The following is a 14581-nucleotide window of genomic DNA, read 5'->3' as shown; positions in this document are numbered from 1 at the left end:
TCGATGCCCCGCTTTGGGTTCGGTCGGTCACGGTGTTTTCCTCCGGGTTGGTGGTTCGATGATTGACACGGCGTCAGTGCATCTGCAGCAACGGCTCCGTTTCCGTCTGCACCTGGGCAAGCGTTTTCGCCACATCGGAGGTCTGGTTGGACCAGAGGTTGTCCATGTTCTTGTTGTAGACGGACTGATCCCAGCGGCCGTACGCCGGCCAATACAGCGGCCGGTCGGAGTTCGCCTTGCCGAGGTCGAAGAAGGTATGGGTGTAGACGTCCGGGTCAAGCACCTTCTTGTCGGGAACGCCGTACTGGGCGTACTTGGTGTTCGACACGAACATCGAACCCATCTTCGCGGTGACCGGGAGGTTCGCCGGGTCACTCAGCGTGTACTTGATGAACTTGTACGTGAGATCCGGATGTGGTGATCCCTTCGGGATCGAGAACGCCGATCCACCGACGCCCTGGAAGCGTCCTGCCGGCCCCGTCGGCATCGGCGCCACCGTCCATCGGAACTTGCCCTTGACGAGCTCGTCCACGGCGAACGCCGCGTCGTTGAGCGAGTGCAGGATTGCGACCTTTCCGCTGGAGAAGAAGGCCACGGTGTCGCCGGTGCCTCCGGTCGCCGCCTTGATCTGATCAGGGTTCGGCATCACGTGGAGTTTCCAGATCGCGTCGTAGAGCAGCTGGAACCCGTTGACCGTGCCCGGCTCGGTGAAGTGCATCGTCAGGTCGTCGCCGGTCACGTAGTCGCCGCCGTAGGCCTTGATCACCTGGTGCGCGAAGCCGGAGTCGGTGGGCAATGAAACTCCCCACGCCTTGCCGGACTTGCCGGCGTGCTCGGTCAGCTTGACCGCGGCCTGGATCAGCTGGTCGTAGGTCCACTCCTCGGTTGGCACATCGACACCGGCGTCCTCCAGCCAGTCGAGGTTGATGTAGAGGCCCGAGGTCGCCCAGTCGTACGGGAAGCCGTATTGCTTGCCGTCGTACTGGAAGCCTTGCACCTGGGACGGGAAGAACTCGCCCGGCCATCCCTGGGGCACATCGCTCTTCAGATAGTCGTCCAACGGTTCGAGAAGGCCTTGCGACGCGAAGAGGTGGACGCGGGTGTCGTGCATCCAGGCCATATCCGGAGGAGCGCCGCCGGCGACCGTTGTCTGGAGCTTGGTCCAGTAGGTGTCCCAGTCGATCCCGTAGTCCACAGACGGCTTCATATCGGGATACTTCTTGAAGAAGTTGGAGATGTGGAGGTTCCACTTCTCCATCTCCTGCTTGCCCTCCCAGGTCATTGCCTTCCATGGCCCGGTGTCGGTTTCCCTTGCCCCCGGGACCTGGTGAGTTCTTCTCTCCGCTGCAGGCGGCGAGGAATGGTGATGCTGCGAGTCCGCCGACCAATGCCGCCGATCCACCGAGCAGACGGCGGCGGCTCAGTCCGGAGGACGGATGAGGGATGTATGGCATGGTGAGTCTCCTCGATGACGATCAGCGATGAGCGCGAGAGATGGGATTGTGCCGGTGTCAGCCTTTGAGGCCGGTCGTGACGATTCCTTTGACGTAGTACTTCTGGCCTAGAACGAACAACACGAGAACCGGGACGATGGTGAAGGTTGCGCTGGCCATCACCTGGTTCCAGGGCGTGCGGCCGGCGATGCGTGATTGGAACATCGTCAGGCCGAGGGGCAGGGTCTTGTGATCGATGGAACTGATCGAGATCAATGGCCACAGGAACTCGTTCCATGACCCGAGGAAGGTGAAGATCGCCAGGGTCGCGATCACCGGCTTCATCAGCGGCAGGACGATCCGCCAGTAGACGCCGAAGAATCCGCAGCCGTCCACCCGCGCAGCTTCTTCGAGCTCCCGAGGGAGCGTGAGAATGAACTGCCGCATCAGGAAGGTGCCGGCGGGAGTGAAGATGGCGGGGAGGATGAGCGACCACAGCGTGTCGATCAGCCCCAGGTTCTTCATGATCACGAACAACGGAACCATGAGCACCGGGAACGGAATCATCATCGTTGCCAGGTAGGCAAGGAAGATCTTGTCGCGGCCGGGGTACCGGAGCCTGGCAAATGAGTAACCGGCCAGCGAACAGGTCAACACGGCGCCGAGGGTGGTCAGCACGGAGACGAAGATGCTGTTCAGGAAGAAGGTCTTGAACGGCAGCGCCCGCCAGGCGTCGACGTAGTTGGACCACTTGAAGGCCTCCGGAATGAACTTCGGTGGGAATCCGTATATCTCGGAGATGTCTTTCAACGAGCTGGAGACCATCCAGAGGAACGGCATGGCGAAGATCACGCCGATGATCGACGCGCCGATGATTGCGATGATGTCGCCGACCAGTCGCCGCCGCCGCATGCTTCGCACGCGTGGCCGCGGCTCGGTGAGCCGGACTGAGTGTGTCGGCTCGACTGTGGTTGCCACGACGTCTCCCTGTGTCAGTTGATGATCAAGGTGGCCGAAGTCGTCAGTTCGCCGTCAGCGCAGCACTACGTGCCTGGCTGCGCCAGATCAGTGCGGTGACGACCGCAATCAGGAAGAACAGGGCGACCGCAAGGGTTGCGGCGTATCCCATGTTGAACCACTGGAATCCCTGTTGATAGATGTACATGACGATGGTGGTGGTGGCGTACGCCGGACCGCCCTGGGTCATGACATAGAACTGGTCGAAGCCCTGCATCGCCCCGATGAACGAGATCACCACGACGTAGAAGGTTGCCGGCGCGACACCGGGCACGGTCACATGGCGGATCTGCTGCAGCCAGCTCGCCCCGTCCAGTCGCGCCGACTCGTAATACTCCTCGGGGACTCCCTGCAGGGCGGCGAGGAAGATCAGCATCGGATAACCGATGCCCTTCCAATTGCTCATGATGATGATCGCCGGCATAGCCCAGTTCGGGTCCTGCAACCAGGCCGGCCCGTTGATGCCGATCTTGCCAAGCAGGAAGTTCAAGAGGCCCAGATCAGGGTTGTAGATCCAGGACCACACGATGGCGATTGCGACGGTGAGCGTCACATAGGGGAGGAAGTAGACGGTCCGGAAGATGCGGACACCACGCATACCGCGGTTCAACAGCAGTGCGAGCCAGAATGCGATGAAGATGCCGGCTGGAACTGCGCCCACCGTGTAGTAGACGCTGTTCCACAGCGTCTTCCAGAAGAGCCTGTCGCTGACCATGTCTCGGTAGTTCTGCAGGCCGTTCGCCTGCGGCGGCAGGACAAGATTCCACTTGGTGAAAGTCAGCCAGATGCAGAATCCGATCGGGATCAGGCTGAAGGCCAGGAACCCGAGAAAGTTCGGCAGCAGGAAGGCGTATCCGGCAACGGCTTCCTTGCGGCCCGCACGCGTCATCCGGCGCCGTGGGGACGGGCCGACCGGAGTGGCACTGTCGTGGCTCCGGGCCATCCGGCGCCTCCGCAACCGATGACCGGTCTGGCCCTTGGTTTCGCGAGTCAACGTCATCGTCTTCTCAGCCTTGGTCGGTACGTGCCCGCGCCTTCGGCGGGCAACGCTGTCCTGCAACTATCACCGAACGCGGCGATGACAAGCTTGCAAATCACAGTACAGATATTGGAAAAAACGAGCCCCAAGGTCACGGCTTCGGCAAGGGCCTGAAGCGCGGAGCAACAACGTTCAGCGATGTTCTTCGTTATATTCTCGCAATGTCAGGCGCCGCTCGATCGATGTCAAGCCTGGACCCAACCCTGTTGTTCATGGAAATTTGGTGACCACACTATGGCTGTCACGATCGACCAGAGTTTCGACCTCTTGCACGGGGCAGGGCTGGACGCGATGAATGAGCTCGGGGTTCTGTACTTCGTGAAGGATCAGGAGCGCCGGTTCGTGCTCTGCACCGACGCTCTCGTCCATCATCTTGGATACCGCAGTCCGCGCCAGGTCATCGGGCTACGCGACGAGGACCTCTCACCGCCCCACCTGGTCGATCACTACCGACGTTACGACGAGCGGATCCTGCAGCACGGAGAGCGGATCGTGGAGCTCGTCGAACTCGTGCGCAACGTCAACGGGTCGTTCGACTGGTTCGCGACGACGAAATGGCCATTACGACAGGGCGGTGCGATCGTCGGGATTGCAGGCGTGATCCGCAGTCTGCGGCCGGCGCACAGCGTCCGCGACGGCCTGCTCCCGTTGACACCGGCCATCGAGCTGATGGCCGAGGCGTACCAGCGCAAGCTTGACATCCAGGAGCTCGCCTCCGCCGCGGGCATGTCACCGAGCTACTTCAACCGACAGTTCAAGAAGCATTTCGGGACGACGCCACACCGCTACCTCCGGTCGGTCCGGCTGATGGCGGTCGACGAGCTGCTCTGCACCACTGACCTGCCGCTGTCTGCCATTGCCCACCAGACAGGCTTCTACGACCAGAGCCACCTTTCCAACGAATTCACCCGTCACCACGGCGTGACACCGCTGGAGTACCGTCGGCGCAATCTCGCCGAGGTTCGGCTTCCGCCGGGACCGCGACAGGTCAAACTCCGGTTGGACGTGTCGCGGTGAGGAATCGAAGTGAAGGCCAGAACCTTCAGTTCGTCGACTGCAGCCGGCGGAGCTCCTCTTCCTTCCTCGCCTGCTGCGCCCTGACCCGAGCCGGCACGATCGCCTCTCGGGGGTGGGACGCCTCGAAGTGGTAGCGCTCGGTGCCGAGCGCGCGGAGGACCGCCTGCTCAACCAAAGAGTGATCGGACGGGTCCTCCCGGTCGAACCGCATCGGCTCGCGCAACTGGATCGGCGGATTCGTGATGTAGCGCGGCGTCCGGGTCACGTTCTGTGCCTTGGCATGCAGGATGTATGGGTGCAGCAGATAGACGGTGCCGACCTCGCCGGTCGCCTCCGCGAAGCCAACACACTGGTTGATCAATCCCGCCGCTGAGAATGCGTTCGGCAGCACGCCTTCGGGATGCTGGGCCAGGAATCGGGCCACGTGTCCCACCGAATCGGTGGCAACGAACGTCGCGCCGCCCTGATGCTTGACCTCCGACCACAGCACCAGGGTGAGCAGACCTTGTTCGGGCGAGTCCAGGAAGTGCCGGAAGAAGTCACCGTCCTTGTGCCAACCGGGCGCCTTGGATGAGGCATCCTCCCAGGGCCGATCGGCCCCCTCGTACAGGTTGACGATGAAGCCGTCGCCCCAGGTGTACGGCTGCTTCACCCGATCCTCGCCGCCGACCAGCTCGCAGGCGGCCTGCCAGGCCTTCGGCGCGAACGTCTTGACGTCGAACGTGTGATGGGTCGGCATGTGGATCGACGATTCGGCCCAGGTGGACTGATCATCCGGGCTGTAGCCGAGGCGGGTCCAGATCTCGGAGGTGTACTCGGCAGCCGCTTCGGGAGTGAAGCAGTTGTCGACACGAACGAATCCTTGATCAAGAAACTGCTCGCGCTGGGTTGCGTCGAGGACTTCGTACTTCAAGGGTCAGCCTTCTTCCAACTAGTACATGTGTGCTGGGACAACCCGGAGTGCCATCAGGCGCCGATCTCCGACGTCGCACGCTCGCTCGGCTTGAGCGCCTCCTCCCCTGCGTCGACGCTGACGAGAGCGGGCGCACCGGTGTCGGCGAGCGGATAATGACAGGCAGCCAATCGTCCTTGGCCCACCGCGCGCAGCGCCGGCTTCTCCTCCCGACACTTGCTGGTCGCGATCGGGCAACGCGGGTGATACGGGCAACCGCTGGGTGGCGACAGCGGCGAGGGGATCTCACCCCGCGGCGGCCGGATGAGCCGTCGATCGGCGGCACTCTTCGGAATCGTCAACACCGAATCGATCAGTGCCTTGGTGTACGGATGCCGCGGCGCGTCGAACAATTGGTCGGCGGGCGCCTGCTCGACCACCTGACCCAGATAGAGCACCAGCACCATGTCGCTGAGATATTGGACGACGGCCAGGTTGTGGGAGATGAACATGTACGCCATGCCCAGCTCCTGCTGCAACTCCTTCAGCAGTTCGATGATCTGCACCTGGATCGAGACGTCGACCGCAGAGACCGGCTCGTCGCAGACCACCAGCCCGGGCGAAAGCGCCAGGGCCCGCGCGATGCCGACTCGCTGCTGCTGACCGCCGGACAGTTCGAACGGGTGGGCATCGGCGGCCGACCGGGGCAGGCCGACCCGCTCCAGCAGATCACCGACCCGCGCTCGCCGGGCATTGGCCGATCCGCCGCTCTTCTGGATGATCATCGCATCCTCGATCGCGGCGCCGATGGTCATCCGCGGATTCAGGCTGGCCAGCGGATTCTGGAAGATCATCTGCATTCGCCGACGAACGGACCGCAGTTCCTTCGGGTTCAGATCCGCCAGATCCTGCCCGTCGAACAGCACCCGTCCGGAGTCAGCGGGAAGCAGCCGCAAGGCCACCCGGCCGAGCGTCGACTTGCCCGATCCGCTCTCCCCGACGACTCCCAGGGTCTGCCCCGCCGACACCTCGAACGACACCGACTCGACGGCACGCAGCATCCGCCCGCCGACCTTGAACCGCTTGGAGACCGACTCGACCTGCAACAACGGATCAGCTGGCACGAGCCATCACCTCTTCTGCGCGGTGGCACGCCACGGCGTGACCCTGGCCCATGGACCGCAATGGGGGTACCTCCCGGTGACAACGTTCGACGGCCATGCTGCACCGCGGGGCGAACGGACAGCTGCTGGGTGGCTCGGTCACGGTGGTCGCCATGCCCGGGACCGGCACAAGGTCCCGGCCACGCTGACCGACCTCGATCACCGAGGCCTTCAGCCCGAGTGTGTACGGGTGTGCCGGACGAACAAGGAACTCCTCCAGGCGGGCGCTCTCCATCACCTTGCCGGCGTACAGCACGACGATCCGATCGCAGAAGTTGGTGGCTACCCCGAAGTCGTGGGTGATCAGGATGATGCTCATCTTCCGCTCCTGGCGGAGATCGTCCAGCAGCGCGAGGATCTGCGCCTGGACGGTCACGTCAACCGCGGTCGTCGCCTCGTCGGCGATCAACAGTTGCGGCTCGCAGGCGATCGCCATGGCGATCATGGCCCGCTGCCTCATCCCGCCGGAGAACTCGTGCGGGTAGCTCTTGAACCGCGCCCGGGGTTCGGGAATGCCCACCTTGTCCAGCAGTTCCAGGGTCCGCGCGAAGGCACCCCGCCGGTTGGTGTACTGGTGGGTGATCATCGCTTCCATGATCTGGTCGCCGATGCGCATCGTCGGGTTGAGGCTGGTCATCGGGTCCTGGAAGATCACTCCGATGTCGCGACCTCGGATGTCCTCGAGCTGCTTGCGCCGCAACTTGAGCAATTCCGTGCCCATGAATCTGGCCGACCCGGTCACCGACCGGGCACCGCGCACCAACCCGAGCGTTGACAGCAGCGAAACCGACTTGCCGGAGCCACTCTCCCCGACGATGCCGAGCGTTTCGCCCGGTGCCACCGAGAAACTCACACCGTTGACGGCGTAGATCGTCTCGTCGGCGCGACGGAATCTGGTCTGCAGGTTCTCGACCGTCAGCAGGTCGTCAGCCATTTATGATCCTCCCTTGGGATCGAACGCTTCCTGCAGCCCGTCGGCAACGAACAGGAACGACAGCAGCGTCAGTGCGAAGATCCCGGCCGGGAAGTAGAGCAGCCAGGGGTATCCGAGTACGTTCGGGCCGGCCTGGGCGATCAGGTTGCCGAAGCTGGGCAGCGGTGGCAGCAGACCGAGGCCGACCAGGCTGAGCGCGGCCATGATCACCAGGTCCGCGGGGATCCCGAACGCCAGCGCCACCAGCATGCTGCTCAGCACGTTGGGCAGCAGATACCTGCGGGCTATGTGCGGCCACGTCGCGCCGAGCGACCGAGCAGCCTCAACCATCTCCCCGTTGCGCATGTTGAGCACCAGGCCCCTGATCAGCCGGGCGTAGGAGGCCCAGCCGGTGATACCGATGGCGATCAAGATCGGGAACATGCCCCGGCCGAGAGTCACCACAAGGATCAGGTTGAGGAAGTAGCTGGGGAAGGCGAACATGAAGTCCACCACGCGCATGATCGCCTGATCGGCGAGACCACCCCGCAAGCCGGCCCACAACCCAAGTACGCAGCCGATCACGAAACTCACCGCGGTGGCGCCGACGGCGATCTCCAGGGCATTGCGGATGCTCCAGAGGATCTGGCTGAACATGTCGTGGCCCAGCCCGTCGGTCCCCATCGGGAACTCCCAGGATGGCCCCTGGTTGGCGTTGAGGAAGTCGGTGTCGGTGTAGTGATGCGGTGCCACCCACGGGCCGAAGATGCCGGCGAGCACGAAGATCAACACCCATACACCCCCGGCGACCGGCAGCCAGTTGCGCCGGTACCGCCGCCAAGCGAGCTGAGCCTGGGAGGTGCGCCGGAACGGCTCATCCCCGACCACTCCGAGCGCGAGCTCTGTCACTGCCACGGTTGTGTCACTCTCTCTTGTTCTCCAGATCCGATCGTCCGGCCTCGGGTCGGCCAACCTCTTGGCATTGCTTTCGTCACTCCAGCGCCACCCGCGGGTCGAAGGCCCGGTAGAGCACGTCGACGACCAGGTTCATCCCCATCACCATCAACGACAGGATGTAGATCGACGTGATCGACAGGGGTACGTCCTTGGTCGGGAACGCCGACCCCATCAGGTTGCCCATGCCCGGGATCGAGAAGATCTGCTCGACCCAGACCGTGCTGACCACCGTGAAGGCGAATGTCGGCCCGACCACGGTGATCAGTGCGGTCAGTGAGTTGCGCATCGCATGGCGGGTGATGACCTTGAACCGCGGAACGCCTTTGGCCTCGGCGGTCCGCACATACTCCTGCCGGAGCACCTCGATCAACGAGCCGCGCATGTAGCGGGTGATCACCCCGACGTTGCCGGCCGAGAGCGCGACGATCGGCAGAATCGCCTCTCCGGCGGTACCCCAGCCGTTGATCGGAACGACGCCCGGCATGGCGACCCCGAAGAGCAGCACCATGAGCACGGCCAGCACGTAGGACGGGATGGCCTGGCCGGCGACCGAGAGCGTGGTCAGCGTCGAGTCGAGCCACGTGTTGCGCTTGAGCGCCGCAACCACCCCGAGCGGGATGCCGATCACGATCGACAGCACTATCGACCCGATCGCCAGGATGGCGCTGATCGGGAAGGCGCTGCGCAGCTGATGCATGATCGGCACCGACGGGTTGGCGAACGACGTGCCGAAGTCGAACGTCAACGAATGCCAGACGTACTTCAGGGTCTGTGCCCACAACGGCTGGTCCAACCCGTACCGGCTCTCGAACTGCTGGACGTATTGCCGGTAGAGCTCCGGATTCTGAAGCCGCAGCTGCCCGAGGCTCGCCCCGATGTTAGTCGAGTTGAAGAACGACCCGGGAGCTGCGTACATCAGCAGGTACGCCACGGCCAGCACGACCGCGATCGTGACGACCAGCGCGACGAGGCGCTTACCTAGGAACTTCGCGACGCCCACGCCGCCACCTGACCTTTCCGACTGTGCTTGTGCTGGTCCGTGGCACCCGAGCCATTCACTTATTTCCAGGTGGCGTACTGGAGCTGGAACAGCCCACCCCACGACCACGGGTTGGCCTGGATGCCGGTGAGTCCCGGCTGCGACAGGTAGAACGTCTTGGCGTAGTACAGCGGCACTCCGTAGCCGTTGTTCAGCACGTAGTTGTCGATGTTGGCGGTCAACTCGTTCGCCTTGTTCTGATCGATCGCGGCGTTCAGCTCGGCGTTCCACATCACGGCGTCATGCCAGTCCTGGCTCATGTGCTTGTTGTCCCACGCCTGGCCGCTGAGTCCGACGTTCGCGCCGCCGTTGCCCGCACTCCAGTTCCCGACGAACTTCCAGGCTGCCACCCACGCGTCGTGCTTGTCCGCCGGCTTCTTGGCGTCCTTCCAAGCCTTGGTGTAGTTGTCCCATTGGTCGGCGTTGGTCGCCGCGCCGGGGATGACCAGTACCTTCTGATAGTCCTCGGGCTGCTGCTTGGTCCACTCGTCGAGGTAGGCGATGTAACCCTTGGCCGCCTTGTCGAGCCTGTCCCAGTCCGCCTGCGTCGTCCCGGCCTTCTTGTCGTCGGGATTGCCCAACTGAGCGACGTCATTCGGGTCGTACTTGGGCAGGTAGTAGTTGGCCGCGTGCTTGCGGTACTCGATCGTGCCCTGCGTGCCGTGGAACAGGATCTGCTGGTTGGCCTGGATCGGCAGGCTGGTGAAGTCGTTCCAGTTCGGCGTACCGCCGCCGATCACGTAGCCCGGATGGACGTCAGGGTTGATGCCGCCCCAGGTGATGTTGCCGTAGATGGTCGACGGCTGCGGCACGATCTTGGTCTGGATGCCCAGGCCTTCCTTCAGCTCCTGCTGGATGGCCTCGGCCACCGGAATGCCGGTCGGGTCGTCGGCCGCGGTCCGGCAGTAGAGGTACAGCGTTGGTATGCCCTTGCCGCCCGGGTAGCCGGCTTCGGCGAGCAGACTCTTGGCCTTGTTCAGGTCCTCCGGCAGCGGGTGCTGCATGTCGTTGGTCGGCCAACCCGGGAACCCGAAGGTCGAGGTGACACCGCCGAGTCCGTTGAGGACGTTCTCGACGATCGGCTTCCGGTTGATGGCCATCCCGACCGCCTGACGCACCTTGATGTCGTCCAGCGGTGAGGCCTCGACCGACTTGTCCCACTCCAGGTAGGTGACGATGTTGTCGGCCTGGGAGTGCAGGAGGGCCTTGAGGTCGGGATGAGTCATGACGTACTTGTAGTCCGCCGGCTGCTGGATGACGGCGGCACTGAGCTTCTTGGCCAAGAAGTCCGGAACCGGGACGTTCGGCGTCGGGATGACGTTGATCGTCTTGATGTTGCCGACGTTGGTCTGGCCGGGTGCGCCGACGTACTTCAGGTTCTTCTCCAACGTGATCTTGCCGTTCGGCACGAACGACTTGACGACGTACGGACCGTTGCCGACGAAGTTCTCCGGCATGAACCACTTGTCCGGGCTAGCGTCGACCGACGGGCCGTACAGCGGCATCGAGCCCGAGATGGCCATGGCGCCGAGGATGTTGTGCGGAGAGGTCAGGGTCAGCCGGATCTCGTAGTCGTTGACGACCTTGACGCCGACCTCCTTCTCTCCGACACCGCCGGCGTGATAGGTCCAGGCGTTGTTGACATAGGTCATCACGCTGGCCCAGAGCGCGTCATTGGCGTTCTTGGGCGATGCGGTGCGCATCCACGAGTAGTAGAAGTCGTTGGCGGTCACCGGCTTGCCGTTGGACCACTTGGCGTCCTTGCGCAGGTAGAAGGTCCAGACCCTGCCGTCCTTGGACGTCTTGTAATGGGTGGCGATCTTGGGAACCAGCTTGCCGTCGGTGCCGTAGCCGTACAGACCCTCCATCACCGTGCCCTGGTCGATCAGGATCTGCGCACCCCATTGGGACGGGTCGAGCGTTGAGATCGCGTTCCCGGTCTGACCGACACCGATGGTGATCTCTGACTGCGGCGAGGACTTGATCTGCCCGTTCGCCCCGGAGTCGGATTTCCCCGGATGACAGGCGGCAAGCAGGAGGCTGAGCGACGCGATCGCGATCAGAAGGGGCGGGCGCCTTCTCTTCATCTTCGACCGAACCTTTCTGCGACAGGGGCGGCGATGGCCCAGGCGCGGCATATTCGGTATTGATGGCCGGGGGGTCGACAGCCCGGCGGAAGACGCTGAAAGCGCCACCGCTGAAGGACGTCGACTTTGACGGTCGCTTCAACACCAAAAATAGGGTGACTAACAAGTCAATGTAGTTCCGATGAGGAACTGAGCCCGAACACTACCGCCGACAACCGGCCCCGGCACAAGACCCTTCTCAACTTTCGGCATATTTTCGAAACTTTCGGCGCTGGCCCGCTACGCCTGCGCCTCCACGCGCCAGCCCGGATCCGATCGGTTGCGCTGCCGGTCGCGTCCGGGCCACCCTGAAGCCATGGCTCGCAGTGCTTTGGCGATCACCGACTTTCGGACGGACCCGCAACGCGGCGCCGTGCTTGACTTCCTCGAGGCGTGGGTGAGCGGAGACCGCGCTGGCGCCGAACAGCACGTGGCCGACCACACCAACGGTCAGGGGACCACGCTCACGGCCAGAATCAGCGGCCGGATCGCCGGCCTCATCACCGTGCGTTGGACCTCGAACAATCCAGCGTTCGCCGATCGCAAGATCCCTCTCATTCACCAACTAATGGTCGAACCACACTTTCGACGCAAGGGCATCGGAACTGCCCTTTTGGACGCCGCGGAACTTTCGGCGGCTCGCCGCGGCCGCCGGGCCATCGGGATCACCGTCGGCCTGTTCGACGAGTACGGCCCCGCGCAGCGGCTGTACGCCCAGCGCGGTTACCTGCCCGACGGCAGGGGCGCGTGCCGGGGACGTGAACCGCTGCGCGAGGGGCAGGTGGTGCTCATCGACCATTCCTTGATCATCTGGCTGACCAAGGACATCACCCAGCTGCTCCCCGCCACACCGCGACCGGGAATGCTCCCGGCTGACCCGCATGGGTGACGTGTCGAGCGAGGCGACGGGATAGGTCTGGGTCCGATAGTCCACTTACCGACGATGTGCTCGATCGCCTCGAAGGTACGCGCCGCCCTTCCCATCGGATCGGCCGATCTCGTCGGTCAGGCATGGCAGATCGGATAGACGAAGCTCCGGCGCAGCGACAACTGCGGCAAGAGCCGCACTGCGTGACGCCGCAGGCCAAACGGCCCAGGTACGGCGCGCCAACGGACGGCCGGCCAAACGATGCCACCGCAACCCGGCGGGAAGAGGGATCCCGGGAGCGGCCAGCGCGAAGCGCGTGCCGTCGCCGACGGCGGCGAGTTTGACCTCCCGAGTGACCGGCCGATGATCATCGGGATCACTCATCGACAGGCGTATCTCGTGGGCTTTCAATGTCGCGGAGACGTGATCATGCCACGAGGGCGGGTCGGAGCGCGGAAATCCGTTCCAGCTGAGACCGCCGAGTTGCGCCAGACCGATGGTCTCCTGCTCGCCGGCCAGGCGCAGCGACACCCACTGGTTCGCCGTCGACCGATGGCTGGGCTCGATCACGACTCCCGGCGAGGTTCGGCGAAGGACCGCCACGACCTCGGGAGGAACGCCACCGGCAATTCGGGTGGAACGTTGGATCGACGCAATCAGAACTGCGAAAGGATGATCATGAGTTCAGAACTCACCGGAAGATCCGCCCTGGTGACGGGCGGTAACAGCGGCATCGGACGGGCCGTTGCCGTTCAACTGGCCCGACTCGGAGCCCACGTCGTCTTCACCGGGCGGGAGGGGATCCGGGGCAGCCGGGTCGGTGACGAGATCCGCGCTGACGGAGGCAGGGCCGACTTCGTCGCCACTCGACTCAACGACGAGCAGACGGCGCGGGAGCTGGCCCGACGGGCTGTCGAGGTCGCGGCAAGATCGACATCCTGGCCAACAACGCCCGGGTGTACCCGTTCGGGCCTACCCACGAGAGCACTGAGAGGAGATCGCCGCCGCGGTGAGCTTCCTGGCATCGGGATCTGCCAGCTGGGTCCACGGCGCCGTGGTGCCGGTGGACGGCGGACGCATCGCCGTCTGAACTCCAACCGGCGATGCACGGGCATTGTGGTCCCCGATAGCGCTCGTGTCTGTCGGGGATCCGTGCCCAGTCGCTGACTACAGCAGCGAGTTCGAAGCCGCTGGCGGCCTAGACAACAGGGCGCGAGAGCGCAACTGTCTACGGCCGGCCGGCCACAGACTCTGGACGAACGATGATCTTGGTCTGCGACTCCTCGGCGAAGCAGTCGGCGCGACCGGATCGTCGGTCACTGGTGCTCACGGTGATCGTTGCGCGGTAGGGGACCCTGGTCATTCGCTCGGTCACGCGACCATCGGTCTGGGCGTCGCGCTCGGCACGTCCGATCTTCTCCAGTTCCACGGTGATGGACAGCTCGGCGACCGGTTGTTCCGTGGTCAGATCGATCAACTCGGCTGTCGCGCTCCCGCTCCGGCCCTTGAGCTCAAGATCGCCACTGGCCTTCAGCGGCGTCGACCCGTCGTCGATGACAACCTCGAAGAACGGCCGCTTCGGCTGCCCGGTCAGCCGGACCTGTCCGTCGGGTAGGCCGTCGAGATCACAGATGTCCGAGCCGAAGTCGACCGACGAATAGATCTGCGCGGTCGGGTTCGTGGTCTTGACGTCGAAGGCGAGATCCTGCCCTGTGCAGTCATTGCCGTCGAGCAGCACGTCGTAGCCGGGAACGATCACCGACGTGACGTGGAGTCGGTAATCCGTCGTCGTCAGGGTGCCGGTGGTCCAGCTGTTGCCGCTCCGTTCCCGAATCTCTTCGGTGGTCGGCTGCCCCAGCCTGATCCGGTCGGCGACGACGGTTGCCGAGCCGGCCGGTTGCTGGCTCGCAACGTCCACCAGCGGTACTGACGCGGTCAGCGTGGTATCCGCGAAATCGGCGGTACCGCCCTGACCGTCGAGGACCAGTTCGAAGTCCGGCGTCTCGACGAACATCGACGAACCCGAGCCGCCCTCCAGTGTGGACCCTCCGGCGGTGAAGAAGATCAAGTCACCCTGCACCGTCTCGAACACGCAGGACACGTCCCGCACCGTATTC

13 protein-coding genes and 2 pseudogenes are annotated in these 14581 nt (G+C 63.9%); 4 read left to right on the top strand and 11 right to left on the bottom strand.

Annotated elements, in window-relative coordinates:
* Positions 1–73 precede the first annotated feature (73 nt).
* From GJV80_RS21185 to GJV80_RS21175, 3 genes are all read right to left on the bottom strand, one after another.
* Complete coding sequence (locus GJV80_RS21185; RefSeq protein ID WP_154689591.1) at positions 74–1282, bottom strand: sugar ABC transporter substrate-binding protein; 1209 nt, start codon at positions 1280–1282, stop codon at positions 74–76.
* A gap of 229 nt (positions 1283–1511) precedes the next feature.
* Complete coding sequence (locus tag GJV80_RS21180) at positions 1512–2411, bottom strand: carbohydrate ABC transporter permease (RefSeq protein ID WP_154689590.1); 900 nt, start codon at positions 2409–2411, stop codon at positions 1512–1514.
* Positions 2412–2454: 43 nt separating this feature from the next.
* Positions 2455–3450: a carbohydrate ABC transporter permease gene (locus tag GJV80_RS21175; RefSeq protein ID WP_154689589.1), complete on the bottom strand. Its 996-nt coding sequence runs from the start codon at positions 3448–3450 to the stop codon at positions 2455–2457.
* Between the two features lie 273 nt (positions 3451–3723).
* On the opposite strand from GJV80_RS21175, the gene GJV80_RS21170 reads away from it, so the two are divergent.
* Positions 3724–4506, top strand: coding sequence for an AraC family transcriptional regulator (locus GJV80_RS21170; RefSeq protein WP_195909053.1), 783 nt, complete (start codon positions 3724–3726; stop codon positions 4504–4506).
* Between the two features lie 25 nt (positions 4507–4531).
* Here the strand turns inward: GJV80_RS21170 and GJV80_RS21165 are convergent, their stop codons facing one another.
* The 6 genes from GJV80_RS21165 to GJV80_RS21140 all read right to left on the bottom strand — a co-directional run bounded on the left by GJV80_RS21165 (position 4532) and on the right by GJV80_RS21140 (position 11557).
* Positions 4532–5419, bottom strand: coding sequence for a hypothetical protein (locus tag GJV80_RS21165; protein WP_154689587.1), 888 nt, complete (start codon positions 5417–5419; stop codon positions 4532–4534).
* A 53-nt stretch (positions 5420–5472) separates the two neighbouring features.
* Entirely contained in the window at positions 5473–6522 is a 1050-nt protein-coding gene (locus tag GJV80_RS21160) for an ABC transporter ATP-binding protein (RefSeq protein ID WP_230207916.1), read from the bottom strand.
* Positions 6512–7495 (bottom strand): ABC transporter ATP-binding protein, encoded by a 984-nt coding sequence (locus GJV80_RS21155; RefSeq protein ID WP_154689586.1) that lies wholly within the window; start codon positions 7493–7495, stop codon positions 6512–6514. Before GJV80_RS21155 ends, GJV80_RS21160 begins: the two co-directional genes overlap by 11 nt.
* The gene (locus tag GJV80_RS21150) at positions 7496–8383 is read right to left on the bottom strand and encodes an ABC transporter permease (protein WP_154689585.1); all 888 of its coding nucleotides are present in this window, start codon (positions 8381–8383) and stop codon (positions 7496–7498) included.
* Positions 8384–8465: 82 nt separating this feature from the next.
* Positions 8466–9431, bottom strand: a complete 966-nt coding sequence (locus tag GJV80_RS21145; protein ID WP_154689584.1) for an ABC transporter permease — start codon at positions 9429–9431, stop codon at positions 8466–8468.
* Positions 9432–9490: 59 nt separating this feature from the next.
* Positions 9491–11557, bottom strand: coding sequence for a peptide ABC transporter substrate-binding protein (locus GJV80_RS21140; protein ID WP_195909052.1), 2067 nt, complete (start codon positions 11555–11557; stop codon positions 9491–9493).
* A 355-nt stretch (positions 11558–11912) separates the two neighbouring features.
* Between GJV80_RS21140 and GJV80_RS21135 the strand changes: the two genes are divergently transcribed.
* The gene (locus GJV80_RS21135; protein WP_154689582.1) at positions 11913–12485 is read left to right on the top strand and encodes a GNAT family N-acetyltransferase; all 573 of its coding nucleotides are present in this window, start codon (positions 11913–11915) and stop codon (positions 12483–12485) included.
* 45 nt (positions 12486–12530) lie between these two features.
* Here the strand turns inward: GJV80_RS21135 and GJV80_RS21130 are convergent, their stop codons facing one another.
* On the bottom strand, positions 12531–13034 hold the full coding sequence (locus tag GJV80_RS21130; RefSeq protein ID WP_154689581.1) for a hypothetical protein: 504 nt from the start codon (positions 13032–13034) through the stop codon (positions 12531–12533).
* On the opposite strand from GJV80_RS21130, the pseudogene GJV80_RS25265 reads away from it, so the two are divergent.
* Together GJV80_RS25265 and GJV80_RS24760 are read left to right on the top strand one after the other, a co-directional pair.
* Positions 13017–13322: pseudogene (locus GJV80_RS25265) on the top strand (SDR family NAD(P)-dependent oxidoreductase); the annotation flags it as partial. The gene GJV80_RS21130 and the pseudogene GJV80_RS25265 overlap by 18 nt on opposite strands.
* Before the next feature lie 133 nt (positions 13323–13455).
* Positions 13456–13554, top strand: a pseudogene (locus tag GJV80_RS24760) (short-chain dehydrogenase); the annotation flags it as partial.
* Positions 13555–13692: 138 nt separating this feature from the next.
* On the opposite strand, the gene GJV80_RS21120 reads toward GJV80_RS24760, so the two are convergent.
* Positions 13693–14565 (bottom strand): hypothetical protein, encoded by an 873-nt coding sequence (locus tag GJV80_RS21120; RefSeq protein WP_154689580.1) that lies wholly within the window; start codon positions 14563–14565, stop codon positions 13693–13695.
* Positions 14566–14581: the final 16 nt, after the last annotated feature.

The sequence above is a fragment of the Microlunatus sp. Gsoil 973 genome (assembly GCF_009707365.1).
In the GTDB taxonomy this organism is placed as follows: Bacteria; Actinomycetota; Actinomycetes; order Propionibacteriales; family Propionibacteriaceae; genus Microlunatus.
This window is presented reverse-complemented; position numbering and strand designations above follow the sequence as displayed.